A 26,770-nucleotide genomic window follows, 5' to 3' on the forward strand; every position below is an offset into this window, starting at 1 on the left:
GGTGGCGGGCGCTTGCCTTCCCCGTCCCACGATCGAGTGGCGCACGCAGTAACCTCCGCGCCGACGGACCCCGCTACACCCGTTCCCGGGCCGCCGCCGACGGGACCGTCGTGCGGACCGGGTCCCAGCACTGGACGCCCTTCAGGTCCGGCATCCGGTCGCGGGTGAAGACCGGCTCCAGGCCCGCGCGGCGCTGCGCGAGGTAGTCGTCCAGGAGGCGGAAGGCGATGGCCGACAGCGGGATGATCGCGGCCAGGTTGATCAGGGCCATCAGGCCCATGAACACGTCCGCCAGGTTCCAGACGATCGACACCGAGCCGAGCGAGCCCAGGACGACCGCCGACAGGACCAGTGCCCGGTAGCCGGGCAGGACCCACCGCTTGCGGGTGATGAACTGGATGTTCGTCTCGCCGTAGTAGTAGTTCCCGATCATGCTGCTGAAGGCGAGCATGAAGACCACGACCGTAAGCAGGTGCCCGGCCCACGAGCCCAGCGTGTCGCTCAGCGCCGTCTGCGTCAGGTCCGCACCCTGGCGGCCGGACAGCTCCGGGTTGGTGACCAGGACGATGAAGGCGGTCATCGTGCAGACGAGGAGGGTGTCGAAGAAGACGCCCAGGGACTGCACGAGGCCCTGCTTGACCGGGTGCGAGACCTCGGCGGCGGCCCCCGCGTTCGGAGCCGAGCCGAGGCCCGCCTCGTTGGAGAACATGCCGCGCCGGATGCCCTGCTGGATGGCCGCGCCGATCCCGCCGGCCGCGAGCTCGCGGAAGCCGAAGGCGCCGCCGACGATGTCCGCGATGACCCGGGGGAACTCGGTGATGTTGAGCAGGACCACCGCGACGCCGAGCAGCAGGTAGACGATCGCCATCACCGGCACCAGGACGGTGGTGATCGAAGAGATCCGCTTGACCCCGCCGAACACGGCCAGGCCCAGCAGCGCGGCCAGCAGCACGCCGAGCGAGGGGCCGAACCAGTTCGACCCGTCCGCGTCCGCCAGCGAACCGGCGGCCACGGCGGTGATGGTGTTGGCCTGCACCGCGTTGAAGACGAAGCCGAAGGTGACGGTGATCGTCACCGCGAAGAGCACCCCGAGCCAGCGTTTACCGAGCGCGCGCTGCATGTAGTACGCCGGACCGCCGCGGTACGCGCCGCTGGAATTGCGCACCTTGTAGAGCTGGGCGAGGGCCGACTCGACGAAGGCGGAGGCCGCGCCGATCAGAGCCATCATCCACATCCAGAAGACGGCGCCCGCGCCGCCCAGGGTGATGGCGGCGGCAACACCGGCGATGTTGCCGGTGCCCACGCGCGCGGCCGCCGAGATGGTGAACGCGCCGAAGGACGAGACCTGCTTGCGGCCGTCCGCACGCGGCGGGGTCTTCTCCTTCACCACCCGGAACATCTCGGGAAGCAGGCGCAACTGCACACCCCGGGAGCGGACCGTGAAGTACAGGCCCGCACCGACCACCAGCGGAATCAGCAGGTAGGTCCAGAGGTGGTCGTTCACATTGACGATCACCGAATCCAGAGTGTCCATGATTCGAAGTGTCGCCGGGGCGGAAGGCCCACCGACAGGGACCTACGTCCGTCTCCAGGGGGTCCGAAGGCCCGAGCGGCCACCGACCACGGCCCCGGCCGCCCGCGGCCTAAGCCTCGCCCCGCGCCGCCGTGATGAAGGCCCTGATCAGCTGCGGGGACTTCACGCCCCGCTCCCGCTCCACCCCGCTGGACACGTCCACGCCCCAGGCCCCGGTGACCGACAGGGCCTCCCCTACGTTCTCCGGCGTCAGCCCGCCCGCCAGCAGCCACCGGCCCGCGGGCGCGGTGAACTCCGCCGACCCCCAGTTCCACGGCTTGCCGGAGCCGGGGTCGGGGGCGTCGATCAGGAGCAGGTCCTCCCCGTACTCGCCGCAGCGCTCCACGTGCCGCGCGGTGGCCCGCAGCAGGGTGCGGCCCTCGGCGCGCAGCGCCGCGAAGTCCTCGGGGCCCTCCTCGCCGTGCAGCTGCACGGCCCGTACGCCGCTCTCCTCGGCGAAGCGCCGCACCTCGTCCACCGGCTGCCCGCGGAACACCCCGACGGTCAGCACCCCGTCCGGTACCCCGGCGACGAGCTCCCGCGCGGTGGCGGCATCGACGGTACGGGGGCTCCCGGGCGCGAAGACGAACCCGACGGCATCGGCCCCGGCGGCCACGGCCACCGCGACGTCCTGCGCGGTCTTGAGTCCGCAGATCTTGATGAACACACTCGTCCCGTCGGTCATGGCACCAGTCAACCAAACCCGGCCGGTCCCCGACGATGTGTCCCATGGGCCGGGCACGGCCGCCTCCCCGCCGCTAGCCTGGGACGAGGCGCACATTCAGGGCACGGAACGCCATCCGGAGGATGACGGTGACGATCATGACCGAGCGGACCACACCGGTAGAGACGCTGTCGGCACCACCGACCACCTTCGAGGACCTCCTGCGCACGGTCGCGGAGATGGACACACCAGTCGGCTTCAAGGCCGAGCTCATCCGGGGGAAGATCGTCGTGTCGCCGTTTTCCAAGCTTCGCTACTTCCGCCCCATGCGTGCGCTCCGTGAGCAACTCCAGTCCCACGCCCCCAAGGGGCACATCGCAGATTACGCACCGTTCCTCTTCCGGTTCCCGGCTGCGGAGCGCGGCTACGGTCCCGACCTCTTCGTCGCGGACGAAGCCGCCTTCGACGAGGAAGGCCGCCACGCGGACGGGGCAGCCCTGTCCCTGGTAGCGGAGTTCACCTCCGTCTCCACGAAGGACGCGGACTGGAACGAGAAGCTGGAGGTGTACGGGCAGCTCGTCCCCGTCTACCTGGTCGTCGACATGCAGGAATCGGAGATCACCTGCTTCTCCGACCCTTCCCCGCACGGATACCGCTCCCGTAAGACAGTGTCTTTCGGCGAGGACCTGCACGTCCCGGAGCCGTTCGACTGCACGGTCGACACCACCGGCTTCTAAAACACGCGGAACGCCCGAGGGCGGCGCCCCTTCGCGAAGAAGGGCCGCCGCCCTCAGTCATGCCCCCGGTCAACCATCCGGCCCTCCCCCGCGTGTAAGCCCCCGGAAGGGAACACGGGAACGACGGGGGGAGCGGGAGATGGCCCGCAGGGAGAAGAACACGGTGGGGCCCCGGGCGCGGGCGGCCCTCGGGCCGGTGCTGGTCGCCGTGGGGGCGCCGGCGGCGGCCGCCGGGGTCGCCCTCGGCGTCGGGTGGGCGGGGGCGAGCGGGTGGCTGGGCGACGGGTGGGTGGCCTTCTTCGGGCTCTTCCTGCCCCTGTGCGGCCTCGCCCTGCACGCCTTCGCCCAGAGCGGCGGGCGCGCGGGCCCGGCCGCTGCCCTCGCCGTCCTGGCCGGGGTGCCCGCGGTCGTCGGCGTGTTCATCGCCCTGATGGGCGTGGACGACCTGGTGCTGCGGGACCGGGGGGTCGAGGTCACCTGCGTGGTCAGGGAGGTGACCTCCCGAGTCGAGACGGATTCCACCTTCGCCCCCGAGGGCCAGCACCTCACCCACACCGTCAAGTACGACCACCGGCTCGACTGCCCGCCGGGCGCTCCGGCCCGGCTGACCAGGGAGCGGGAGATCGCGAAGGCCGGCGGAGAACTGCGGCTGGTCTACGACCCCCGGGGCGAGGTGGAGCCGCAGAAGCCCGAGGACCTCCACGCCTGGGGGCTGCGCTTCGCGACCCTCTTCGCGGTCGGGCTCGCGGCCCTGCTGGGAGCGTTCGGCGCAATCGGCGGGGCGTCCGGGGGGCGCGACGAGCTCAACGGGTGATAACGCCGAGCGACCCTGTACGCACGCCCCGGGGAAACGCCCGAGGGCGGCACCCCTTCGTGAAGAAGGGGTGCCGCCCTCGGTACGAGAACAGCCGATCGGCCTTCGGGCCGGAGCCCGGGGGTCGATCAGAAGTCCATGTCACCGCCCGGCATGCCGCCGCCGGCAGCGGCGCCGGCCTTCTCGGGCTTGTCGGCGATGACGGCCTCGGTGGTGAGGAAGAGGGCCGCGATCGACGCCGCGTTCTGCAGGGCAGAGCGGGTGACCTTCGCCGGGTCGATGATGCCCTCGGCGATCATGTCGACGTACTCGCCGGTCGCGGCGTTCAGGCCGTGACCGATGGGCAGGTTGCGGACCTTCTCCACGACGACGCCACCCTCGAGACCACCGTTGACGGCGATCTGCTTGAGCGGGGCCTCGAGCGCCAGGCGCACGGCGTTGGCGCCGGTCGCCTCGTCGCCCGTGAGCTCGAGCTTGTCGAAGACCGAGGAGGCCTGCAGGAGCGCCACGCCGCCACCGGCGACGATGCCCTCTTCGACGGCCGCCTTCGCGTTGCGAACGGCGTCCTCGATGCGGTGCTTGCGCTCCTTGAGCTCGACCTCGGTCGCGGCGCCGGCCTTGATGACGGCCACGCCGCCGGCCAGCTTCGCGAGGCGCTCCTGGAGCTTCTCGCGGTCGTAGTCCGAGTCGGAGTTCTCGATCTCGGCGCGGATCTGGTTCACGCGACCGGCGACCTGGTCGCTGTCACCGGCACCGTCGACGATGGTGGTCTCGTCCTTGGTGATGACGACCTTGCGGGCGCGGCCCAGCAGGTCGAGACCGGCGTTCTCGAGCTTGAGGCCGACCTCCTCGGAGATGACCGTGCCGCCCGTGAGGATGGCGATGTCGCCGAGCATGGCCTTGCGTCGGTCGCCGAAGCCCGGAGCCTTGACGGCGACGGACTTGAAGGTGCCGCGGATCTTGTTGACGACCAGGGTCGACAGGGCTTCGCCCTCGACGTCCTCGGCGATGATCAGCAGCGGCTTGCCGGACTGCATGACCTTCTCCAGGAGCGGCAGCAGGTCCTTGACCGAGCCGATCTTGGAGTTGACGATCAGGATGTACGGGTCGTCGAGGGACGACTCCATGCGCTCCATGTCGGTGGCGAAGTACGCCGAGATGTAGCCCTTGTCGAAGCGCATGCCCTCGGTGAGCTCGAGTTCCAGCCCGAAGGTCTGGGACTCCTCGACGGTGATGACGCCTTCCTTGCCGACCTTGTCCATGGCCTCGGCGATGAGCTCGCCGATCTGGGTGTCAGCGGCGGAGATGGAGGCCGTGGAAGCGATCTGCTCCTTGGTCTCAACATCCTTGGCCTGGGAAAGCAGGGCGGCGGAGACGGCCTCGACGGCCTTCTCGATGCCACGCTTGAGGGCCATCGGGTTCGCACCGGCGGCCACGTTGCGCAGGCCCTCGCGGACGAGCGCCTGGGCGAGAACGGTGGCGGTGGTCGTACCGTCGCCGGCGACGTCGTCCGTCTTCTTGGCGACTTCCTTGACCAGCTCGGCGCCGATCTTCTCGTACGGGTCCTCGAGCTCGATCTCCTTGGCGATGGAGACACCATCGTTGGTGATCGTGGGGGCGCCCCACTTCTTCTCAAGGACGACGTTGCGACCCTTGGGGCCAAGGGTGACCTTGACGGCGTCGGCGAGCTGGTTCATGCCTCGCTCGAGACCGCGCCGGGCCTCCTCGTTGAACGCAATGATCTTGGCCATCTGAAGTGGTCCTCCCGGACAGCGGTGGATTGCTCCTGGACCGCGCCCGCGCCCGCGACGGACGGCCTGCGTGCCCGGCGGTTTCTTCCCGCCAGACCCTGCGGGCCTCACTGACCCGGTCCTCGTTTAGGTAGCACTCTCACTAGGAGAGTGCTAACGCCAATGATTAGCACTCGGCACCCCCGAGTGCAAGCGGCTTCGAGGAACCGCGCATGAACACCCGGGCACCGCAAGGCCCGCGAGCACCCCACGCACGAGGGGCCCGCATCCCGTGTCCAGGATGTGGGCCCCTCGTACGTACCTCGTACGTACCTCGTATGTATGCGGTGCAGTCGCAGTCGCAGTCGTACGCCGTGTCGGTGGTCGATCGCGCCCGGACTAGCCGACGGCGAGTTTGACCATGTCCGCCTGCGGACCCTTCTGGCCCTGCGAGATCTCGAACTCGACCCGCTGACCCTCTTCAAGGGTGCGGTACCCGTCCATCTGGATGGCGCTGTAGTGGACGAACACATCCGCACCACCGTCGACCGCGATGAAGCCGTAGCCCTTCTCCGCGTTGAACCACTTGACGGTGCCCTGAGCCATGCCTAACTCCCCTATTACTGGCCCTTGCGCAGGACCGCACTTCGCGGTCCCGGGTCAGAACTTGCGCCGGAACGCCTCGACCGGGGCTGAATGTATCCGCACCGCTGCTGTCTGCAACAGGTCATTCCGACGAGAATTCTGGACACGGCAAAAGATTGAAATAGGGTGAAAACCCGGAATATTCCAGGGCAACTCGGGCCGGACAAACTGCGCCAAGGACCCATAGCGCACTTGCATGTTGACTCAATGTCAACCCTTCCGCGGCCCGCTCATATGCGGCGGGCAAGAGCAGCGGTGGGGACTTCCCCAACTCTACCGTGCCCAATCAAGCAGAATTGCCCCCTCCGCTTATTAGCGGAAGGGGCAATTCAGGTTTGCGCACCTCTACGAGGAGGACGCGGCGGCCGACCGGAAGGCCGGCAGCCGAAGACCAGCAGCCGAAGGTCAGCAGCCGCCCGCGACGGCGGGAATGATGGAAACGCCGGCGCCGTCCGGAGTGGACGCCTGCAGCCCGCCCTCGAAGCGCACGTCGTCGTCGTTGACGTAGACGTTCACGAAGCGGCGGAGCTTGCCCTGGTCGTCCAGGACGCGCGCGGCGATGCCCGGGTGGCTCTTCTCCAGGGACTCGATGACCTCGGCGAGGGTCGCGCCCTCGGCGGAGACCTCGGCCTTGCCGCCGGTGTAGGTGCGCAGGATGGTGGGGATGCGGACGTTGACGCTCATGGCGCTACTGCCTTTCCGGTGTGCGGGGAGGAGGGAGATCAGGCCAGGTTGGCGGCGCGGAACGCGTCCAGGCTCGGGCGGATGGTGGCGGTCTGACCGCCGCCCTCGGCCACTGCCTCAAGGGTCTTGAGGCCGTCACCCGTGTTCAGGATCACGGTGGTCAGCGAGGGGTCCAGCTGACCGTTCTCGACGAGCTTCTTCGTCACGCCGACGGTCACGCCGCCCGCGGTCTCGGCGAAGATGCCCTCGGTCTGGGCGAGCAGCTTGATGGCCTCGACGACCTGGGTGTCGTTGACGTCCTCGACGTACCCGCCGGTGCGGCGCGCGATGTCCAGGACGTACGGGCCGTCCGCCGGGTTGCCGATGGCCAGCGACTTGGCGATGGTGTTCGGCTTCTGCGGGCGGACCACGTCGTGACCGGCCTTGAAGGCGGTGGAGACGGGCGAGCAGCCCTCGGCCTGGGCACCGAAGATCTTGTAGGGCTTGTCCTCGACGAGGCCGAGCTTGATCAGCTCCTGCAGACCCTTGTCGATCTTCGTCAGCTGCGAGCCGGACGCGATCGGGATGACGAGCTGGTCGGGCAGCTGCCAGCCGAGCTGCTCGCAGATCTCGTAGGCCAGGGTCTTGGAACCCTCGCCGTAGTACGGGCGCAGGTTGACGTTGACGAAGCCCCAGCCCTCGCCCAGCGGGTCGCCGATGAGCTCGGAGCAGAAGCGGTTGACGTCGTCGTAGTTGCCCTCGATGCCGACCAGGTCGCCACCGTAGACACCGGCCATGACGACCTTGCCCTGCTCCAGGTCGTGCGGGATGAAGACGCACGAGCGGAAACCGGCACGGGCGGCCGCGGCGCCCACGGCGCCGGCCAGGTTGCCGGTGGAGGAGCAGGACAGGGTGGTGAAGCCGAAGGCGCGGGCGGCCTCGACGGCGATGGCCACGACGCGGTCCTTGAAGGAGTGCGTCGGGTTGCCGGAGTCGTCCTTGACGTACAGCTTGCCGGTGAAGCCCAGCTCCTTGGCCAGGTTGGCCGCGTCCACGAGCTTGGTGAAGCCCGGGTTCAGGCTCGGCTTGGAGGCCACGTCCGCGGGGACGGGCAGCAGCGGCGCGTAGCGCCAGATGTTGTCGGGGCCGGCCTCGATCGCGGCGCGCAGCGCCTCGGGGTCGCCCAGCGGCAGGTCGTACGAGACTTCGAGCGGTCCGAAACACTCCACACAGGCGAAGATCGGGCCGAGCTCGAAGCGGGTGCCGCATTCCCGGCAGGAAAGGCCGGTGGCGGGACCGAGATCGACAGAGGCGCCGGTGTTGGAGGTTCCGGCAGAGGTATCGGCAGTCTGTGCAGCCATGATGGCGAGGCCCTTTCTCCTCATCTTCCCCATGACGAACGTCGCCATGAGACGGAATTGGCACCTTCCCTAGCCGGGGACCCCGCTGAGTCGCTGCGTGAGCGATCGCGAGAACCGACTGGAGGGTTGCCGGGGCTTCAACGGGCCGTGTCCCTCTGCCCCTCTGGATGAGCGGTATGGCACCGGGCGACACGCTCTGCGGCGCGCCCGGGCTTTTGTTCGCGAGGCCCCCCGGCATGCGGTGGGCCTTTGCGTTGTTCAAGACTGTAACCGAAGCCCCGGGTGGTTGAGACAGCCGTCCGAACGGCGAGATGGATCACATATCGGCGGAAAGCACCGGCGTTCCGCCTGCGCCCCGCCGACCGACAGAGGAGTTCCGAAGGTGCTGGAAGAGGTGGAGCGCTGGCTGTCCGCCCGCTCCTGGTCCGCCGCCGACCGACCGCTCGACCAGCTGCTTTCCGCGAAACGGGCAGCCGGTACGACGGTCAGCGTGGTGCTGCCCGCGCTCAACGAAGAGGCCACGGTCGGGGCCATCGTCGAGGTGATCCGGCGCGACCTGATGGACGGCGCGCCCCTGGTCGACGAACTGGTCGTCGTGGACTCGGGCTCCACCGATCGTACGGCGGAGGTGGCTGCCAAGGCCGGGGCCCGGGTGGTGCACCGCGACGAGATCCTGCCGCGGCTGCCGGCCCTGCCCGGCAAGGGGGAGGTGCTGTGGCGTTCGCTGCTGGCCACGAGCGGGGACGTCGTCTGCTTCGTGGACGCCGACCTGCGGGACTTCTCCTCCACCTTCGTGTCCGGGATCGTCGGGCCGCTGCTGACGGATCCGGACGTGTCCTTCGTCAAGGCCATGTACGACCGCCCGCTGGCCCGGGAGTACGACGGCCCCGCCCCCACCCGGGCTCCCGGCGGCGCTGAGCAGGGGGGCAGGGTGACGGAGCTCGTCGCCCGCCCCCTGCTCAACCTGCACTGGCCCCAGCTGGCCGGCTTCGTCCAGCCGCTGGGCGGCGAGTACGCCGTACGGCGCGACCTGCTGGAGCGGCTGCCGTTCCCCGTCGGGTACGGCGTGGAGCTGGGCCTGCTGGTGGACTCGCTGCACACGGTCGGGCTGGACGCGCTGGCCCAGGTGGACGTGGGCGTACGGCTCCACCGCCACCAGGACGGCCTGGCGCTGGGGCGGATGGCCGCGGCGATCTACCGGACGGCGCTGCTGCGGCTTTCGCGCGGGCACCTCGTACGGCCGGAGCTGACGCAGTTCGAGCGCGGTCCGGAGGGGTTCGTGCCGCACACCTACGCCGTGGACACCGAGGAACGGCCGCCGATGCGGGACATCGAGGAGTACGCGCGGCGTCGCGTGGCGTAACCACAGAAACCGCCCCAATCGGTCTAATTTCCCTTTTATGGGGTTTACACGTTTCAGACATGTATGGGGTGCTGCCCTCGCGGTGGCCGGGGGTACGGCCCTGCTGGTCGGCTCGCTGAGCGGACCGGCGGCCGCGGAGGTGGTCTCCCCCTTCGAGAAGCGGTACGACGAGGCGCTCTACGGGGACTTCATCACCCTCGGCAACACGGTGATGGGATGCCCCCAGGCACCGCCCGCCGACGCCGCGGAGTGCGCCGAGGTCCAGCAGGGCGGCGGCACGAAGAACAACAACGACTTCGTCGCCCGCCCGATCGACGCGGCCGGGCTCGAAACGCCCACCCGCACCTCCAGCACCGGCCGGCTCACCGTGCCCGCCGGCGCGGAGGTGGCGTACGCGCGCCTGTTCTGGGGCGGCAACAACGGCGGGTACCGGCTCGGCTCGAACCTCATCAAGCGCTGCGACGTCTCGGGCGAGGACGCCGTCCCCTCCCCCGGCGAACCACTGAACACCCGCCCGGTCCTCAAGGTCGGCGCGGGCGCCGCCCGGCCGGTGACCCCGTCGAACATGGTCCAGGACCCGCCGCAGACCGGCGGCCCGCACTACTACACGGGCGAGTCCGACGTCACCGCCGCCTTCGCGGACGTCCCCACCGGCTCCCCGGTCACGGTCGCCGTCGGCGACATCTGGGCCGCGCAGGGCCGCGGCTGCGTCGCCGGCTGGTCCCTGACCGTCGTCTACAAGTACCCCGGCCCGCACGAGAACGCGCCGGAGCGGCGCAACGTCTACGTCTACGGCGGCCACGTGCTCCAGCGCTCCACCAGCCCCGACACCACCGTCCGGGTCGACGGCTTCTACCGCACGGGCGACGGCCCGGTGCGGGCCAGCGCCACCGCGTACGAGGGCGACCGGAACACCAAGGGCGACCAGTTCCGGGTGAACGCCGCCAACATCGCCAACCCCGGCGACAAGGCCACCGACAACTTCTTCACCAGCTCGGCCGACGGCTCGCTGAGCCCGGACCACCCCGACAACCTCAGCATCGACGCCAAGTCCTTCCAGATCCCGGCCACGGCCCTGCCACCCGGGGCCACCTCCGCGGACCTGACCTTCCGCACCCGCGGGGACACGTACGTCATCTCGCAGTTCGCCCTGGCCGTGCCGGTACCGGACCTGGAAGTGAAGAAGACGGCCTCGCCCGCGAAGTCGGTGAAGCCGGGCGACACGGTGACGTACACGATCACCGCGAAGAACATCAGCAGCCTGGACTACCCGAACGCGAAGCTGACCGACGACCTCACCGAGCTCCTCGACGACGCGGCCTTCGACGGGGTGGTCACGGCGGACCTCGGCTCGCCCTCCTACACGGCGCCGAAGGTGTCCTGGACGGGCGACGTCCCGAAGGGGAAGACCGCGACGATCACTTACAAGGTGAAGGTCAACGACCCGCTGACGGGCGACGGAAAGCTGACGAACGAGGTCGTCGCGCAGAGCGGCCGCACCAACTGCGAGAACGGCTCGAAGGACCCGGCGTGCGCCCCGGTCCCGCCGGTGATCGAAACCCCGGACCCGTCGCCGTCGCCATCCCCGTCGAAGTCCACGGACCCGAAGCCGAGCCCGTCCCCGTCGACAGACCCTTCCTCCTCCCCTTCCGCCTCCCCCTCCACCACGCAGCAGCCCCGCCCGCTGCCGGAACCCCCCGCGCAGGACGGCACCGGAGGCCCCGGGGGCGGAAACCTGGCGAACACCGGCTCGGACAGCCGTGAGCTCTGGCTGATGGGCAGCGCGGCCGCCACCCTGACGGTCCTCGGTGCCGTGGTCTTCGTCTCGGTTCGCCGGACACGCAGGAACTGAAGTTTGACCGGGCACGGGGCGGGCTAGGTTCGCCGCATGGCTTCCCAGGTGCTCGTCGCCGCGAACCGCGGCCCGCTCTCGTACGCCCTCGCCACGGACGGCACGCTCAGTGCCCGCCGGGGCGGGGGCGGCCTCGTATCCGGCCTCTCCGCGGCCCTGGCCCAGCAGCCGGAGGCGCTGTGGATCTGCGCGGCGCTGTCGGACGCGGACCGGGAGGCGGTACGCCGGGACGTGGCCGAGCCGGGCGTACGGATGCTCGCGATCGATCCGCAGGTATACGACGACGCGTACAACGGGATCGCGAACTCGGTGCTGTGGTTCCTCCACCACCACCTGTACGACATCCCGCGCGAGCCGGTCTTCGACGCGGACTTCCGCCGCCGCTGGGACTCCTACGTCGCCTACAACCGCGCCTTCGCCGAGGCCCTGGCCGAAGAGGCCGCCGAGGGGGCGGCGGTCCTGATCCAGGACTACCACCTGGCGCTGGCCCCGGGGCAGTTGCGCGAGCTGCGCCCGGACCTGAGGATCGGCCACTTCACGCACACGCCGTGGGCCTCGAAGCAGTACCTGGACCTGCTCCCGTCGGACATCCGCGAACAGCTGCTACGGGGCATGCTCGGCGCGGACCTGGTGGGCTTCCACACCGAGGCGTGGGCCCGGGAGTTCACGGACTCGGCAGGTGCGGCGGCGCCGGTGGCGGCGTTCCCCCTGGGGGTGGACGGGGACGAGCTGCGCGAACTCGCGCACCGCCCCGAGGTGAACGACAAGCTGGCGGCCCTGCGGGCGGAGGTCGGCGGACTGCGGACGATCGTCCGCGTGGACCGGACCGAGCTGTCGAAGAACATCCTGCGCGGGCTCCTGGCGTACCGGGAGCTCCTGACGACCCACCCCGAGTGGCGGGAGCGGGTGGTGCACCTGGCCTCCGCCTATCCGTCCCGGCAGGACCTGTCGGTGTACCGGGCGTACACGGACTCGGTGCGCGAGCTGGCGGCGACGATCAACGCGGAGTTCGCAACGCCCGACTGGCAGCCGGTCCTCGTCTCCGTCGAGGACGACTTCGCCCGCTCCCTGGCGGCGTACCGGCTGGCGGACGTGGCGCTGGTCAACCCGGTGCGGGACGGCATGAACCTGGTGGCGAAGGAGATCCCGGTGGTCTCGGAGGCCGGCTGCGCGCTGGTCCTGTCCACGGGGGCGGGGGCGTACGAGGAGCTCCGCCGGGACGCTTTGACGGTGAACCCGTACGACGTCACGGAGACGGCGGAGGCCCTGCACGCAGCCCTGTCCATGCCGTCCGCCGAGCGCGCGGACCGCACGAAGCGGTTGGCCGCGGCGGCCACGGCGCTGCCGCCTGCGGCGTGGCTCGCCGCCCAGCTGGCCGCCGTACGGGGCTGACCCGCCGCCCTGCGGGGCTGTCCCCTACCCGCCCTTCGCCCGTTCCCTGGGGCTCCGCCCCGGACCCCGCGCCTCAAACGCCGGCGAGGCTGGATTTGCCGCGCAGCGGCATTTCCAGCCCGTCAGGCGGCGACGGCGGCGGCCAGGTCGGCCAGGAAGGCCACAACCTCCCCGGGGCCGGACAGGATCAGGTCGGCCCGGGCGGCCAGTTCGGGGACCTCCGCGGAGCCACTGCACACCAGCAGCCCCGGCAGGCCGTCCGCCCGGAGCTTCTCCACCGCCGAGTACGCCGCCAGGTCGCCCAGGTCGTCCCCGGCGTACAGGACGGCCGAGGCTCCGACCTCCGCGAGGTATTCCGTCAGGGCGACGCCCTTGTCCATCCCCGGCGGCCGCAGTTCGAGCACGGCCCGCCCCGGCTCGACCATCAGCCCGTGCCGGGCGGCGAGGCCGGCCAGGGGTTCCCGCAGGGCCGCGAACGCCCCTTCGGGATCCTGCGCCCGGCGGGTGTGGACGGCGAGGGCCTGGCCCTTCTCCTCGATCCACGTCCCGCGCCAGGCGCCGATCGCGTCGAGGAATCCCGGCAGCTCGGCCCGTACGGCCGCCACTCCCGGATGCTCCGCCGGGGCGTGGACTATGCCGGTCACGGCGTCCCAGCGCTCGGCTCCGTAGTGTCCGAGGACGACCAGGTGCTCCAGTCCGGGGACCCCGGCGAAGCCCCCGTAGCGGACGGCGACCCCGGCGGGCCGGCCGGTGATCACCGCGACCGACCCGACTTCGGGGGCGAGCGCGGAGAGCGCGGCGACGGCGTCGGGGTGGGCCCGGGCCTGGTCGGGGTCGGGGACGATCTCGGCGAGGGTTCCGTCGAAGTCGAGGGCGACGACGGAGCTGCGCGGTGTGCGGAGGAGGGCTTCGAGTCCCTCGCGTCCGGCGGCGGTGACGGGCATCGGCAGGTCGTGCGGATGGCTCCCCATACGCTCGACCCTAACGGCCCCGCCGGGCCACGGCTATGCCGCGTGGGGCTCCGCCTGAGGCACTGCTACCGCCTGGCCCGCTGGGCTTCGCGGATGCGCCGCAGCCGGTTCACGGTGCCGGGTGCGTGCCGCAGGGCCCGCGGGTCGTCCATCAGCGCGTTGAGCAGCTGGTAGTACCGGACCGGAGGCATGCCCAGCCCTTCCCGTATGGCCCGCTCCTTGGCCCCGGGTCCGGGCCAGGTCCGGCCTTCGTAGGCGAGCACCGCCGCTTCCTCGGCGCTCAGACCGGCCGGCCCGGCCGCCGGCCGCTCCTCGTCCGTCATACGGCCAGATTAACGCCGCCCACCGACAGCGGCCCGCGCGCCGGCACCCTCTCGGCGCACGTCAGCACACGTCAGCGCGGGTCGGCACGGGTCAGCGCGGGTCAGCCTTGCGCCCCGCGTCCGCGATGTCGCCGAGGACCTTCGCCGGCTGGCCGCCCGGCTGCACGGTGGTGCCGATGTTCTTCTTGATGTCCTCGCTCACCGTCGACCAGGACTTCTTGCCCACCGGGTACAGGCGCGCGTTCGGCAGCGCGTGCAGGAAGGTCTTCAGCTGCGCCGACGTGGCCCCCGTGGAGGCGTCCATCGCGCGGACACCGCTCGTGGTGACGGGGAGGAGGTCGTACTTCTCGGTGAAGGCGGTCTGGTTGTTCGGCTCGTACAGGAAGTCCAGGAACCGTCCGGCCTCCTTCGGGTGGCCGTTCTTGAAGGCCATCACCCAGTCGGCGACGCCCATCGCCGAGTGCTCGGCGCCGTCGGCGGTCGGCATGGGGGTCATGCCGTACTTCACGCCCTTGTCGGAGGCCTGCTTGATCAGCGTGGGGTGGCCGTTGAGCATGCCGACCTCGCCGCGCGTGAAGGAGTCGAAGGCGGCCTGCCGGTCGAGCTTGGCCGGCGCCACGGGGCCGGTCAGGCCCTGTCCGACGAGCTTGTCGCGCAGGAACTCGAAGGTCTTGATGTTGTCCGCGGAGTCGATCGCGTACTGGTCTTCGTTGTCGCTGTAACCGCCGCCGCCGGCGAGCATCCACTGCATCGTCTCGGCCTGCGCCTCCTCACGGCCCAGGGGCAGCGCGAAGGGGGTCGGGACGCCGGCCGCCTTGAGCTTCTTGGCGGCCGCTTCGAGCTCGGCCCAGCTCTTGGGCTGCCAGGGGCCCTTGGCGTCCTTGCCTATGACACCGGCGTCGGTGAGCAGCTTCTCGTTGTAGAACATCAGCCGCGTGCTGGCCACGAAGGGCAGTCCGTACTGGACGCGCTTGACCTTGCCCGCGTCGGCGAGCGGCGCGAGGAAGTCGGCCTCGGTGTTGACGGAGAGCAGTTCGTCGGCGGAGTAGAGCTTGCCCTCGGCCGCGTAGTCGGCGTAGGCGCCGATCTGGGCGATGTCGGGGGCCTTTCCGTCCTTGACCATTTCGGCGACCTTGGCGTCGACCTCGGACCAGGAGAGGACGTCGACCTCGACCTTGATATCGGGGTGGGTCTTCTCGTAGGCCGCCGCGAGGTCCTTCCAGTAGCCCTTGGAGGAGTTCGCCGGATTGTCTCCGTAATCGGCCGCCACGACCCGCAGGGTGACCTCGTTGTTCCCGGTGACGCCCGACAGGGATCCGCAGCCGGTCAGCGTCATGGTGGTCAGGCACAGTGCGACGCCGGACGCGGCCAGGTTCAGCTTTCGGGTCTGCACAGTTCGGGCCTTCACTGTTCTCGTTCCACCCCAGGTTGTTCCGTACGATTCAGATAAAGGTCTACACCACTCTCCCGGCCGGTCAACATCCGGCCCCGAACGTGCACACGTCCTGCACGAGAGCCCCTGCGCGCGACCAAGGTCCCGAATTTGTATGGCTGCTCAACAATCCCCCCTCAGTGGACTAGACCTTTCCCCTCCGAGCACGCGAGACTGTCACCCGTGAAACCCGTGAAACACGTCATCGCCCTCGATGTGGGCGGCACTGGGATGAAGGCCGCCCTCGTCGCGGCCGACGGCACCCTGCTCCACGAGGCGCGCCGCGCCACCGGTCGCGAGCGGGGCGCCGAAGCCGTCGTCGAGACGATCCAGGAGTTCGCCGCCGAGCTCCTCGAACTCGGCCGGCAGCGCTTCGGTGCCACCGCGTCCGCGGCCGGTGTCGCGGTCCCCGGCATCGTCGACGCCGAGAACGGGATCGCCGTCTACGCGGCGAACCTGGGCTGGCGCGACGTCCCGATGCGCGAGCTCCTCGGCAGACGCCTCGGCGGAATCCCGGTCGCCCTCGGCCACGACGTCCGCACGGGCGGACTCGCCGAAGGCCGCATCGGCGCGGGCCGCGGCGCCGACCGCTTCCTGTTCGTCCCCCTCGGCACCGGCATCGCCGGAGCGATCGGCATCGCCGGCCGCATCGAAGCGGGCGCGCACGGCTACGCGGGCGAGATCGGCCACATCGTGGTCCGCCCCGGCGGCCCCGCCTGCGGCTGCGGCCAGCGCGGCTGCCTGGAGACCCTCGCCTCGGCCTCGGCCGTCAGCCGGGCCTGGGCGGCCGCCTCCGGCGACCCCGAGGCGGACGCCGCGGACTGCGCCAAGGCCGTGGAATCCGGTGACGCCCGCGCCCGCGAGGTCTGGCTCGCCGCCATCGGCGCGCTGGCCGACGGGCTGGTCACGGCGATCACCCTGCTGGACCCCCGCACGCTGATCATCGGTGGCGGGCTGGCCGAGGCCGGGGAAACCTTGTTCACACCACTACGGACGGCCGTGGAGGAACGCGTGACGTTCCAGCGGCTGCCCCACATCGTTCCGGCGGCCCTCGGGGACACCGCCGGATGCCTGGGCGCAGGGCTGCTCGCCTGGGATCTACTCGCCACGGAGGTACCTGCCTGATGTCCGGAAGCGCACATGTGGGCCGCAGCACCGTTCTCTCCGGCGCCGACGTGGTGCTGCCCACGGGCATCGTCAAGGGCGGGCGCCTCATCGTCGACGGCGAGCGCATCGCCGGCAGCGCCCACGAGAACGCCGACGTGGTCGACCTGTCCGGGTGCCTGATCGTTCCCGGCTTCGTCGACATGCACAACCACGGCGGCGGCGGCGCCTCCTTCACCTCCGGCACGGCCGAGGACGTCCTCACGGGCGTACGGACCCACCGCGAGCACGGCACGACCACCCTGGTCGCCTCCACCGTCACCGGGGACCTCGCCGAGCTGGCCCGCCGCGCCGGGCTGCTCGCCGAGCTGACCCAGCAGGGCGACATCGCCGGCATCCACTTCGAGGGGCCGTTCATCAACCCCTGCCGCAAGGGCGCGCACGCGGAAGACCTGCTGCGCGACCCCGACCCGGCCGAGGTCCGCAAGCTGGTCGACGCCTCGCAGGGCGCCGCCCGCATGTTCACCCTCGCCACCGAGCTCCCGGGCGGCCTGGACTCCGTACGACTGCTGGCCGAGCACGGGGTCATCGCCGCGATCGGCCACACCGACTCCACGTACGAGCAGACGCTCCAGGCCATCGACGCCGGCGCGACCGTGGCCACCCACCTCTACAACGCGATGCCGGGCATGGAACACCGCGCCCCGGGCCCGATCGCGGCGCTGCTGGAGGACGAGCGGGTCACCGTCGAGCTGATCAACGACGGCACCCACCTGCACCCGGCCATGCTGGAGCTGGCCTTCCACCACGCGGGCGCGCACCGGGTGGCGCTGATCACCGACGCGATGGACGCGGCCGGGTTCGGCGACGGGATCTACCACCTCGGTCCGCTGGCGGTCGAGGTCAAGGAGGGCGTCGCCCGCCTCGTCGAGGGCGGCTCCATCGCGGGATCCACCCTCACCCTGGACACCGCCTTCAAGCGGTCCGTCACCCTCGACAAGCTCCCCGTCGAGTCCGTGGTCCAGGCGATCTCCGTCAACCCGGCCAAGCTGATCGGCGTCTACGACCAGGTCGGCTCGCTGGAGCCGGGCAAGTACGCGGACCTCGTCGTCCTCGACGCCGCCTTCGACGTCAAGGGCGTCATGCGGCGCGGCGAATGGATCGTGCGCCCCGCCGCGGCACAGAGTTGAGCGAACCGCGCCGAGAAGAACTGAGAAAAGCTGAGAAGAGCTGAGAAAAGCGGTCGGCCCCGGGCACCGGGCCGACCGCTCTCTTGTTCGGAACGCGTGTCGGCCTGGAAGCTGTCGGCACACACCGAGACCGGGGCCTGCCATGATCCTTACCGTGACGCTCAACACCGCGCTAGACGTCACCTACCGCGTACCGCGCCTGCACGCGCACACCTCCCACCGCGTCACCGACGTCGCCGAACGGCCGGGAGGCAAGGGCCTCAACGTCGCCCGCGTGCTCGCCGCGCTCGGCCACGAGGTGACCGCGACCGGCTTCGCGGGCGGCCCCACCGGAGCCGTCGTCCGCGAACTGCTCGCCGCCTCCCCCGGTGTGCGCGACGCACTGGTCCCCTGCGCCGGAACCACCCGGCGCACCCTCGCCGTGGCCGACGCGGCCTCCGGCGACACCACGCAGTTCAACGAACCGGGCCCGCTGATCACCTCGGCCGAGTGGTCGGCGTTCCTGGAGGCCTACGAGGCCCTGCTGGCGGGCGGCGCCCGCGCGGTGGCCCTGTGCGGCAGCCTGCCCCCCGGCGTGCCCGTCGGGGCCTACGCCGTCCTCGTACGGGCGGCCCGCACGGCCGGGGTGCCCGTGCTCCTGGACACCAGCGGCGAAGCGCTGCGCCGCGGGGTCGCCGCCCGCCCCGAGATGATCAAACCGAACGCCGCGGAGCTCGCCGAGCTGACCGGATCGCGGGACGCGCTGCCCGCCACCCGGGACGCCCGCCGCCGCGGCGCCCACGCGGTGATCACCTCGCTGGGCCCGGCCGGACTCCTGGCCGCCACCCCCGAGGGCAGCTGGCAGGCCGCCCCGCCCCGCACCCTGGCGGGCAACCCCACGGGCGCCGGGGACTCCGCGGTCGCGGGCCTGCTGTCGGGGCTCGTCGAGGGCCTGGACTGGCCGGACCGCCTGATCCGCGCGGTCGCCCTCTCGGCGGCCACGGTCCGGGCCCCCGCGGCGGGAGAATTCGACCCCCGCACCTACGAGGAGGTACGGGGGTCGGTGAAGGTCACGGAGGCCTAGATCAGCCCTGCTGGAGCCAGAACTGGTCGATGTTGAACTGGCACTTGTTGCCCGCCTCGCACGACAGCTTGATCGTGTTGCTGCCCTGATTGAGGGTCACCTGGCCCCAGGTGGACTGCCAGCCCTTCTCCCAGTCCCCCTTGGGGGAATTGGCGAAGTTGCGCATGCTGATCGGCGAGCTGTTGGGCTTGCCGTTCACGGTGAGGGTGCCGTTCGCGTCCTCGCCGGGGATGCCGAATTGCACGTAGAACCGGTAGGTGCCCGCCTTCGGCACGTCCAGGGTCCAGGTCACCGCCGCGCCCGGCTGGTTGAAGTTGCCGACGTACTGGCCGCCCGCGCTCTTCGCTCCCTGCACCGCGTTCTGCAGCGCCGCGCCGCCGGAGATCACCATGCCCGGACCGCCCGCGTCACCCTTCGGCATCTCGGCCACCGGGGACGCGGAGCCGCTCGGCTGGCCCGAGGGCTTGACCGGGGGCGCCGACTGGTTCTGGCCGGAGGTCGCGTTGTTCTTGCCGTTCTGGTCGTTGTCCTTCTTGCCGAAGACCACCGCCGCGCCGATGCCGATCGCGACCGCCACGACCACCGCCACGGCGGCGATGAGCATGCCCCTGCGACTGGACCCGCCGCCGTTCCCGCGACCGCCGTGGCCCTCGCCCGGCAGCGGAACGGACTGCGTGTACTGCTGCGGGGGCTGCCCCTGCGGGGGAACGCCGTAGCCGCCGGCCTGGAGCGCCTCGGGAGACTGGTACTGGGCCTGGTAGGCCGGAGGCTGCTGCTGCTGCGGACCCTGCTGGTAGGGAAGGGGCCCGCGCTGGCCGCCATAGGTCCGCTCACCGACCGTACGGACCTGGTTGTACGAGGTCCTGGGCACGCCGGGCTGACCGCCGGCCGTGGGTCCGGGGTAGCCGTACCCGCCGCCCTGTCCGGGCGGGGTGGCCCCCGCGGCCTGGCCGTCCTCGTAGAGGTAGCCGAACGGATCGTCATCCTCGGGCTTGTTCGCCCCGTTGTTCGAGCCGTGGTTCGCGGGCGTCGTCATCGCAGGTCACTCCTTTCGACCCCGGGGAGCCTACCCCGAACAGGTGCGCCCACGGGTGGACCGCGACCTCACCCGGCCCGCCGGTGCGCCTTGGAGCGGGAGCGCTTCTCGATGTACATCCGCTGGTCGGCGGAGCGCAGGACCTCGTCCGCGGACATCCCGCAGCTGGCCCAGCCGATGCCGAAACTGGCTCCCACGCGGACCGCGCGGCCGTCCACCCGGATCGGCGGGATGATCGCGTTGCGCAGCCGTACGGCGAGGTCGGCGGCGTCGGCCGCGCCCAGGCCGTCGGCGAGGACGACGAATTCGTCACCACCCAGCCGGGCGACCGTGTCCCCGTCCCTGACACCGGTCGTCAGCCGCCGGGCGACCTCGATCAGCACCGCGTCGCCGGTGTGGTGCCCGAACCGGTCGTTGATCGACTTGAAGCCGTCGAGGTCGCAGAAGAGCACCGCGAGCCCCTTCGTACCGTCGTCGATGTCGGTGGCGGGCGCGACGGTGTGCACGTGGTGCTCGTACGGGCCCGCTCCGGCCGAACCGGGACCGCCCTGCCCGCCCAGCCCGCCGGGGAACTCGAAGGGGTCGGGGAAGCCGTCGGGCCTGAAGCCGTGCTCGCCGGAGCCGCCGTCCACCGCGGGCCGCGTCTCGAAGGCGGCGTCCAGGGCCTCCACGGCGGTGGCGCGCACGGACTGCGGCCGGCGGCACAGCCGGGCACCGAGCCGGGAGCGCAGCTCGGCGCTGTTGGGCAGGCCGGTCAGGGAGTCGTGGCTGGCGCGGTGGGCGAGCTGGAGCTCGTGCCGCTTGCGCTCCTCGATGTCCTCGACGTGGGTCAGCAGGAACCGGGGCCCGTCGGCGGCGTCCGCGACCACGGAATTGCGCAGCGAGACCCATACGTACGTGCCGTCGCGCCGCCCGAGCCGCAGCTCGGCCCGGCCGCCCTCGGCGGAGGTGCGCAGCAGGGTGCCGATGTCCTCGGGGTGGACCAGGTCGGAGAAGGAGTACCGGCGCAGCACGGAGGCGGGCCGGCCCAGGAGCCGGCACAGGGCGTCGTTGGTGCGCAGCAGCCGGCCGTGCTGGTCGCCGCCCATCTCGGCGATGGCCATGCCGCTGGGCGCGTACTCGAAGGCCTGGCGGAACGACTCCTCACTCGCGCGCAGCGCCTGCTGTTCACGCTCCAGCCGCACCAGCGCCCGCTGCATGTTGGCTCGCAGTCGGGCGTTGCTGATGGCAATCGCGGCCTGGAAGGCGTACATCTGGAGCGCCTCGCGGCCCCAGGCTCCGGGCCGTCTCCCGTTGCGCGGCCGGTCCACGGAGACCACGCCGAGCAGCTCGCCGCCGGAGGCGTACATGGGGGCGTAGAGCCGGTCCTCGGGGTGCCATTCGTCCTCGAACCGCGGGTCGGGGCCCTCGGTGTGCCACTGGGGGACGTCGTCCTCGACGAGGACCCAGCCCTCGGTGTGCGGGATGAAGCGGAGCCCGTCCCAGTCCTCACCCATCGTCAGGCGGCGTTCCCAGGAGGCGCGCGAGCCGACCCGTCCGGTGATCAGGGCTTCGGCGGCGGGGTCGCCCGCGAAGGCGGCGACGACGAGGTCTCCGTCGGGGCGTACGAGGTTGACGCAGGCGAGTTCGTAGCCGAGTCCCACGACGATGCCGTCCACGACGGTCTGCAGGGTGTCAGCCAGGCTCCTGGCCGTATTGAGCTCGGCCACCACTTGGTGCAGCTGCCGCAGGGTCGCAAGACGGACGTACGGCTCCGACTCGGTCTCCATTGCTCGCTCTCCCCGAGACCTCGACAGCAACTCCAGGTTTGTCATCGGCGTTTCGTTGCGGTGTCCCGTCCACTGAATCACAGTGAGCTGTGCGGCAGGTACACAGGGTCAACAAATCTTGCCCTCTGTGACTCAAGTCACATGAGATGAATAAAGGTGTCCCGCACGACCCGTTTCCGCACGCGCTCCGCGCGCCGGTTCGTTCCCGGAAGCAAAGCCTACGCCCGGTCCTAGGCCGAGGGGCGGGGACGCGGCTAGGACCTCGGCCCGATGTGCCGCGCGGGAGGGCGGCAGTAGCGTCCGAAGCGTGCCGAACACGACCCCCACGACAACGCTTTCCGTCCCCGCACCCCATCCTGAGGGGGTGAGCAACGACGAATTCCGGGCCGCGATGTCCCGACTGGCGGCGGGCGTGTGCCTGATCACCGCGCACGAACCCTCGCTGGGGGCGGGCGCCCCGCGCGGCGAGGACGCCGGCATGACGGCGACCGCCTTCATGTCCGTGTCCATGGACCCGCCGCTGGTCCTGGTCAGCCTGCGCGAGGGCTCCCGGATGGACGACCTCCTGGCGGAGCAGCCGCTGTGGTCGGTGTCGGTGCTGTCCGACCAGCAGGTCCAGATCGCGAGCCGGTTCTCGATGAAGGGCCGCATCAGCGACCGCCTGCTCTTCGCGGACGTGCCCTACGTGCGGGGCGAGATCTCCGGAGCCCCGCTCCTGACGGGGGCGCTGGCCACCCTGGAGTGCCGTACCGAGAACCGCGTCGAGGCCGGGGACCACACCCTGGTCATCGGCCGCGTCCTGGCCGCCGCCCAGCCCTCGCCCGACTCCCCGCCGCTGACGTACTTCCGGGGGCGCTACCGCCACTTGGCCCCGTAGGCGGGGCAGTGGCCCCCGGGGGCCACGGGCCTACCAGTCCCGGGCGTTCCGGCCCCGCTTGGTCTCGCCGCGGGCCTTCTTCTCGCGCAGCCGCCGCTCATTGATCCCCCGGGGGATCTTCGTCGCCCGCCGCGCCTTCGGCGGCGGCGCCGTCGCCTCCGCCAGCAGCGAGGTCAGCCGGACCAGCGCCATCTCCCGGTTACGGAACTGCGAGCGGTGCTCGGAGGCCCGTACCGTCACCACGCCGTCGACCAGCCGCGAGGCGAGCCGCTCCAGGGCGCGCTCCTTCCACACGTCCGGCAGCGACTTGGTCGCCGCGAGGTCGAAGAGCAGCTCCACGCGCGAGTCGGAGGTGTTCACGTGCTGGCCGCCCGGACCCGAGGACCGCGAGAAGCGCCAGGCGAGCTCGCCCTCGGGGAGCACGACGGAACCGCGGATGACATGGGGACCAGGCATGCCCCCTATGATCCGCCCCCCGCCACCCCGCGTCACGCGCATTTCGCGGATCCGGAACCTACCGACCCCCTCCCGGCGTTATGGAGGGCAGCGGTAACTTGGGCAATCTCGCGGTCATACGACAAGCCGGTCACCGACAAGTCGGGACAAGCGGGACCAAGTGCGGCATCACGTGAGACTAGGAAGGGACACCAGTCACCATGGCAGTAAGCCTCTCCAAGGGCGGAAACGTCTCGCTCAGCAAGGAGGCCCCGGGCCTCGCGGCCGTCACGGTCGGCCTCGGCTGGGACGTACGGACCACGACGGGTGTCGACTTCGACCTCGACGCGTCGGCCATCGCGGTCAACCCCATGGGCAAGGTCGTCTCCGACGGCCACTTCGTCTTCTTCAACAACAAGTCCACCCCGGACCAGACCATCGTCCACACCGGCGACAACCGCACCGGTGAGGGCTCGGGCGACGACGAGTCGATCAACGTCAACCTCGCCGGCCTCCCGGCCGACGTGGACAAGATCGTCTTCCCGGTCTCCATCTACGACGCCGAGACCCGCAGCCAGAACTTCGGCCAGGTCCGCAACGCGTACATCCGCGTCATCAACCAGGCCGGCGGCGCCGAGATCGCCCGCTACGACCTCTCCGAGGACGCGGCGACCGAGACCGCCATGGTCTTCGGCGAGCTCTACCGCAACGGCGCGGAGTGGAAGTTCCGCGCCGTGGGCCAGGGCTACGCCTCGGGCCTGACCGGCATCGCCCAGGACTTCGGCGTCAACGTCTGAGTCCGAGCGACCGCCGAGTCCGACGGCGCCAGGCCCCCGGCCTGACGCCGCACGACGCCGGCACAGCCGAAGCCCCCTCCCGGCCGTCCGGGGAGGGGGCTTCGCTACCGTTCGGTAGGTGATCCTCCTCCCGCTCGTCCCCGCCGAGGACGGCGCCCTACCGGGCCCGGTCCTGACCGAAATCGCCTCGCTCTACGCGACCAACCACGCGTTCTTCGAGCTCAGCGGCGATTTCCCCGACGCCGGCCGCATCACGGTCGAACAGGTCGCGGCCTCCCTCGCCGACGAGCTCTCGCACGAGGGCGCCGAAGTCCTCCTCGCCCGCTCGGCCGGCCGCCTCGTAGGCCTGGCCGCCACCCGGGCCCACCACCCAGACCCGGCCTCCGGGGACCCGGACCCGTGGATCGGCCTGCTGCTCATCGACGCCACCGCACACCGCGGGGGCCACGGCCGCGCCATGGCCGCCCTGGTCGAGGACCGCTTCCGGGCCGCCGGACGCGCGGGCGTACGCATCGCCGTACTGGACGGCAACACCAAGGGCCTCGCGTTCTGGCAGGCCCAGGGCTACGCACCCCTGCGCCAGGCCGCCGACCGCGAGGCGGGCCGCCCGTGCACGGTGCTGCGCAAGCCGCTCCAGGACGCATAGGACCCGGGCCTACGGGATGGGGACGCGGGCCTACGGGGCTGCGGGCCTACGGGGCCTTGGGGTGCTCCGTCCCGTACAGCCAGACGTCCCAGACCTTCTTCAGGTCGTGGCCCGTCTTCTCCTGCGCGTAGGCGGTGAAATCGGCCGTGCTCGCGTTCGCGTGCCGGTGGTCGGCGGCCCAGCCGCGCACGAGGGCGAAGAACTTCTCGTCGCCGACCTCCTGCCGGACCCGATGCAGGACCATCGCCCCGCGCGCGTACACCGGAGGATCGGAGATCTCCTTGGCGCCGGGCGGGGCGGCCGGTGGGAAGGCGGCCCAGTCGGAGGCGGCCTCGTCGTCCACATCGGTGTCACCGTCGAGGAAGGCCTGGAACCGCTCCTGCGCGCTGGGCCCGCCGTGCTCCTCGAACCACAGCCACTCGGCGTAGGTCGCGAACCCCTCGTTGAGCCACATGTCCTTCCAGGACTTCGGCGACACCGAGTCCCCGAACCACTGGTGGGCCAGCTCGTGCAGGAGCAACGACTCGCCGCGGGCGCCGGTGAGCGCACCGGAGAAGACGGGCCGGGTCTGGGTCTCCAATGCGTAGCCGAGCGTGCCCTTGGCCAGCACGATCGCCCCCGTCGTGGAGAAGGGGTACGGGCCGAACCTGGCGCTGCCCCACTCGACCATCTCGGGCAGCCGCGCGAGCACGGCCGCGCTCGCCGCGGCCTCCTTGGGCGCCACCGCGTTGTGGACGGGGATCCCCGAGGCGGTCTTCCCCGTCGTCACCGCGAACTTCCCGACGGCCACGGTCGCCAGATAGCTCGCCATCGGCTCCGGGCTGTGCCAGGCGAACGCCGTCCGCCCGTCCGCTTCCTCGGTCCGGGAGCTCAACTCCCCGTTGGACACGGCCTCGTACCCCTTGGGCACGGTGACCCTGATGTCGTAGGTGGCCTTGTCGCTCGGGTGGTGGTTGCCCGGGAACCAGGCCATCGACCCGACCGGCTCGCCGACGCCGACCGCACCGTCCCCGTCCGCGGTCGGGATCCAGCCCTCCTGGGAGCCGTCGGGATCCGTGAGGGGCTTGGGCACGCCCGCGTAGTCGATCTCCGCAACGAAGACCTCGCCCCGCTTCAGATCCTTCGCGGGGCGCACGGTCAGTTCCTTGCCGGTCCGGTTGAAACGGGCCCCGGCACCCTGAACGGTGACCTCCTCGACGTCGAGCCCGCTGAGATCGAGGTTGAATGAGCTGAGCCCCTGCTCGGCGCGCGCGGTGATGACCGCCGTGGCGTCCATCTTCCCGGTGGCAGGGTCGTAGTCGAAGTCCAAGTCGTAGTGGTCGACCTGGTAACCGCCGTTGCCGGCCTTCGGGAAGAACGGGTCGCGCACCCCCGACGCCCCCGGCCGCCCCTGCACGGTGCTGCCCGTACAACCCGCGGTGAGGGCGAGCAGGGCGGCGACGGCGGGGGCGGCGAGACGGGAAAGAGAGCGCGGATACACGCTCTCGACCCTACTTCCCTCTCCGGTGTGACTGCTCGGACTACTTGTCGAGCGAGTCGGCGCCGGCCTTGGCGAACTTCTCGTCCAGGTCGCCGCTCGGGGCGCCGGCCACGCCGATGCCCGCGACCGGGGCGCCCTTGGCCTGCACCGGGGTGCCGCCCGCGAGGAAGAGGGTGCCGGGGATGTCCTTCAGGTTCGGGGCCTGCGCGAGGCGGCCCGCGAGCACGGAGGTCGGGGCGTTCCAGGACACGGCGGTGAAGGCCTTGCGCTGCGCCGACTCGTAGGACTGCGGGCCCGCGCCGTCGCCGCGCAGGGTCACGATGGTGTTCCCGTTGCGGTCGACGACCGCGACGGTCACCTTCTGGTTCTCCTTCTCGGCGGCTTCCAGCGCGGCCTGGGCGGCGCGGGTGGCGGCGTCGATCGTGAGGTGGGTGGAGGTGGTGAAGTTGCGGTCGTTGTCCTTCTTGGCGGAGGCAGCCGCCGGGGCGGGCGCGGCGGTGGCGCTGACGGCGCCGAAGGTGCCTGCACCGAGAGCGACGGCGAGGGCGGTACCGGTGAGAACGCGGGTGCGGGTGTTCATGTCTGCTGCTCCTGAGAACGTCGTCGGCTCGGCGGGCGGTCCTGCCGTGTCCTGCCGTGTTCCCACCCTCTCCCCGCACCCCCCGCCCACCCGTCCCCGTACCGGCTCCCAACGGCCAGCGCACCGGTTGACCCCGGGGTCAACCGATCGGCTGATGCGGTGCGGTTCCGGCGACGGCTTACCTGGTCTCCCACCGGCCACACCCTCCAGCCCCGCCGGGCAAATTCCAGCCCCGCCGGCGTTTGAGGCGCGGGGTCCGGGGCGGAGCCCCGG

At 71.1% G+C, this 26,770-nt stretch carries 25 protein-coding genes and 1 riboswitch; of the genes, 11 read left to right on the top strand and 14 right to left on the bottom strand.

Going from position 1 to position 26,770, the window contains the following annotated elements; all coding sequences use genetic code 11:
• Positions 1-73: 73 nt before the first annotated feature.
• Positions 74-1,534 carry an alanine/glycine:cation symporter family protein gene (locus OG490_RS16905; RefSeq protein WP_330297136.1) on the bottom strand — a complete coding sequence of 487 codons (1,461 nt, stop codon included), beginning with the start codon at positions 1,532-1,534 and terminating at the stop codon, positions 74-76.
• A 109-nt stretch (positions 1,535-1,643) separates the two neighbouring features.
• Complete coding sequence (locus OG490_RS16910) at positions 1,644-2,258, bottom strand: phosphoribosylanthranilate isomerase (protein WP_330297137.1); 615 nt, start codon at positions 2,256-2,258, stop codon at positions 1,644-1,646.
• Between the two features lie 122 nt (positions 2,259-2,380).
• On the opposite strand from OG490_RS16910, the gene OG490_RS16915 reads away from it, so the two are divergent.
• Positions 2,381-2,974: a Uma2 family endonuclease gene (locus OG490_RS16915; protein ID WP_443065829.1), complete on the top strand. Its 594-nt coding sequence runs from the start codon at positions 2,381-2,383 to the stop codon at positions 2,972-2,974.
• A 139-nt stretch (positions 2,975-3,113) separates the two neighbouring features.
• Positions 3,114-3,788, top strand: coding sequence for a hypothetical protein (locus OG490_RS16920; RefSeq protein ID WP_330297138.1), 675 nt, complete (start codon positions 3,114-3,116; stop codon positions 3,786-3,788).
• Between the two features lie 128 nt (positions 3,789-3,916).
• Here OG490_RS16920 and groL read toward each other — a convergent pair whose 3' ends face one another.
• The 4 genes from groL to thrC all read right to left on the bottom strand — a co-directional run bounded on the left by groL (position 3,917) and on the right by thrC (position 8,187).
• Positions 3,917-5,539: a chaperonin GroEL gene (gene groL / locus OG490_RS16925; RefSeq protein ID WP_330297139.1), complete on the bottom strand. Its 1,623-nt coding sequence runs from the start codon at positions 5,537-5,539 to the stop codon at positions 3,917-3,919.
• A 378-nt stretch (positions 5,540-5,917) separates the two neighbouring features.
• Complete coding sequence (locus OG490_RS16930; RefSeq protein ID WP_003967346.1) at positions 5,918-6,124, bottom strand: cold-shock protein; 207 nt, start codon at positions 6,122-6,124, stop codon at positions 5,918-5,920.
• A 444-nt stretch (positions 6,125-6,568) separates the two neighbouring features.
• Positions 6,569-6,847 (bottom strand): MoaD/ThiS family protein, encoded by a 279-nt coding sequence (locus OG490_RS16935; RefSeq protein ID WP_330297140.1) that lies wholly within the window; start codon positions 6,845-6,847, stop codon positions 6,569-6,571.
• A gap of 38 nt (positions 6,848-6,885) precedes the next feature.
• Positions 6,886-8,187 carry a threonine synthase gene (gene thrC, locus OG490_RS16940; RefSeq protein WP_330297141.1) on the bottom strand — a complete coding sequence of 434 codons (1,302 nt, stop codon included), beginning with the start codon at positions 8,185-8,187 and terminating at the stop codon, positions 6,886-6,888.
• A gap of 17 nt (positions 8,188-8,204) precedes the next feature.
• Positions 8,205-8,361, bottom strand: a riboswitch (SAM riboswitch).
• 208 nt (positions 8,362-8,569) lie between these two features.
• Between thrC and OG490_RS16945 the strand changes: the two genes are divergently transcribed.
• The 3 genes from OG490_RS16945 to OG490_RS16955 all read left to right on the top strand — a co-directional run bounded on the left by OG490_RS16945 (position 8,570) and on the right by OG490_RS16955 (position 12,794).
• Positions 8,570-9,550: a glucosyl-3-phosphoglycerate synthase gene (locus OG490_RS16945; protein ID WP_330297142.1), complete on the top strand. Its 981-nt coding sequence runs from the start codon at positions 8,570-8,572 to the stop codon at positions 9,548-9,550.
• Between the two features lie 82 nt (positions 9,551-9,632).
• Positions 9,633-11,402, top strand: coding sequence for a DUF7927 domain-containing protein (locus tag OG490_RS16950; protein WP_330297143.1), 1,770 nt, complete (start codon positions 9,633-9,635; stop codon positions 11,400-11,402).
• 36 nt (positions 11,403-11,438) lie between these two features.
• Positions 11,439-12,794 carry an alpha,alpha-trehalose-phosphate synthase (UDP-forming) gene (locus OG490_RS16955; protein ID WP_330297144.1) on the top strand — a complete coding sequence of 452 codons (1,356 nt, stop codon included), beginning with the start codon at positions 11,439-11,441 and terminating at the stop codon, positions 12,792-12,794.
• A 122-nt stretch (positions 12,795-12,916) separates the two neighbouring features.
• Here the strand turns inward: OG490_RS16955 and otsB are convergent, their stop codons facing one another.
• The 3 genes from otsB to OG490_RS16970 all read right to left on the bottom strand — a co-directional run bounded on the left by otsB (position 12,917) and on the right by OG490_RS16970 (position 15,481).
• Complete coding sequence (gene otsB / locus OG490_RS16960; protein WP_330297145.1) at positions 12,917-13,765, bottom strand: trehalose-phosphatase; 849 nt, start codon at positions 13,763-13,765, stop codon at positions 12,917-12,919.
• 65 nt (positions 13,766-13,830) lie between these two features.
• Positions 13,831-14,088, bottom strand: a complete 258-nt coding sequence (locus OG490_RS16965; protein WP_330297146.1) for a DUF3263 domain-containing protein — start codon at positions 14,086-14,088, stop codon at positions 13,831-13,833.
• A gap of 91 nt (positions 14,089-14,179) precedes the next feature.
• Entirely contained in the window at positions 14,180-15,481 is a 1,302-nt protein-coding gene (locus OG490_RS16970) for an extracellular solute-binding protein (RefSeq protein ID WP_443065830.1), read from the bottom strand.
• A gap of 231 nt (positions 15,482-15,712) precedes the next feature.
• Between OG490_RS16970 and OG490_RS16975 the strand changes: the two genes are divergently transcribed.
• The 3 genes from OG490_RS16975 to OG490_RS16985 all read left to right on the top strand — a co-directional run bounded on the left by OG490_RS16975 (position 15,713) and on the right by OG490_RS16985 (position 18,877).
• A complete protein-coding gene (locus OG490_RS16975) occupies positions 15,713-16,645 on the top strand; it encodes an ROK family protein (protein ID WP_330300958.1) in 933 nt (310 codons plus the stop codon).
• Positions 16,645-17,814, top strand: a complete 1,170-nt coding sequence (gene nagA, locus OG490_RS16980; protein WP_330297147.1) for an N-acetylglucosamine-6-phosphate deacetylase — start codon at positions 16,645-16,647, stop codon at positions 17,812-17,814. Before OG490_RS16975 ends, nagA begins: the two co-directional genes overlap by 1 nt.
• 142 nt (positions 17,815-17,956) lie before the next feature.
• The gene (locus OG490_RS16985) at positions 17,957-18,877 is read left to right on the top strand and encodes a 1-phosphofructokinase family hexose kinase (protein ID WP_330297148.1); all 921 of its coding nucleotides are present in this window, start codon (positions 17,957-17,959) and stop codon (positions 18,875-18,877) included.
• A 1-nt stretch (position 18,878) separates the two neighbouring features.
• On the opposite strand, the gene OG490_RS16990 is transcribed toward OG490_RS16985, so the two are convergent.
• Complete coding sequence (locus OG490_RS16990) at positions 18,879-19,913, bottom strand: CBM35 domain-containing protein (RefSeq protein ID WP_330297149.1); 1,035 nt, start codon at positions 19,911-19,913, stop codon at positions 18,879-18,881.
• Between the two features lie 68 nt (positions 19,914-19,981).
• Positions 19,982-21,682 (bottom strand): diguanylate cyclase CdgB, encoded by a 1,701-nt coding sequence (gene cdgB, locus OG490_RS16995; RefSeq protein ID WP_330297150.1) that lies wholly within the window; start codon positions 21,680-21,682, stop codon positions 19,982-19,984.
• Between the two features lie 307 nt (positions 21,683-21,989).
• On the opposite strand from cdgB, the gene OG490_RS17000 reads away from it, so the two are divergent.
• Positions 21,990-22,559, top strand: coding sequence for a flavin reductase family protein (locus OG490_RS17000; protein ID WP_330297151.1), 570 nt, complete (start codon positions 21,990-21,992; stop codon positions 22,557-22,559).
• Positions 22,560-22,589: 30 nt separating this feature from the next.
• Here OG490_RS17000 and arfB read toward each other — a convergent pair whose 3' ends face one another.
• Positions 22,590-23,015: an alternative ribosome rescue aminoacyl-tRNA hydrolase ArfB gene (gene arfB / locus OG490_RS17005; protein ID WP_330297152.1), complete on the bottom strand. Its 426-nt coding sequence runs from the start codon at positions 23,013-23,015 to the stop codon at positions 22,590-22,592.
• Positions 23,016-23,215: 200 nt separating this feature from the next.
• Here arfB and OG490_RS17010 point away from each other — a divergent pair, with 200 nt between their 5' ends.
• Together OG490_RS17010 and OG490_RS17015 are read left to right on the top strand one after the other, a co-directional pair.
• Positions 23,216-23,791, top strand: coding sequence for a TerD family protein (locus OG490_RS17010; RefSeq protein WP_330297153.1), 576 nt, complete (start codon positions 23,216-23,218; stop codon positions 23,789-23,791).
• 118 nt (positions 23,792-23,909) lie between these two features.
• Positions 23,910-24,437, top strand: coding sequence for a GNAT family N-acetyltransferase (locus OG490_RS17015; protein WP_330297154.1), 528 nt, complete (start codon positions 23,910-23,912; stop codon positions 24,435-24,437).
• 46 nt (positions 24,438-24,483) lie between these two features.
• On the opposite strand, the gene OG490_RS17020 is transcribed toward OG490_RS17015, so the two are convergent.
• The gene (locus tag OG490_RS17020; RefSeq protein ID WP_330297155.1) at positions 24,484-25,917 is read right to left on the bottom strand and encodes a M1 family metallopeptidase; all 1,434 of its coding nucleotides are present in this window, start codon (positions 25,915-25,917) and stop codon (positions 24,484-24,486) included.
• Positions 25,918-25,957: 40 nt separating this feature from the next.
• A complete protein-coding gene (locus OG490_RS17025) occupies positions 25,958-26,497 on the bottom strand; it encodes a GlcG/HbpS family heme-binding protein (protein ID WP_330297156.1) in 540 nt (179 codons plus the stop codon).
• Positions 26,498-26,770: the final 273 nt, after the last annotated feature.

The organism is Streptomyces sp. NBC_00503, from assembly GCF_036346895.1.
Taxonomy (GTDB): Bacteria; Actinomycetota; Actinomycetes; order Streptomycetales; family Streptomycetaceae; genus Streptomyces.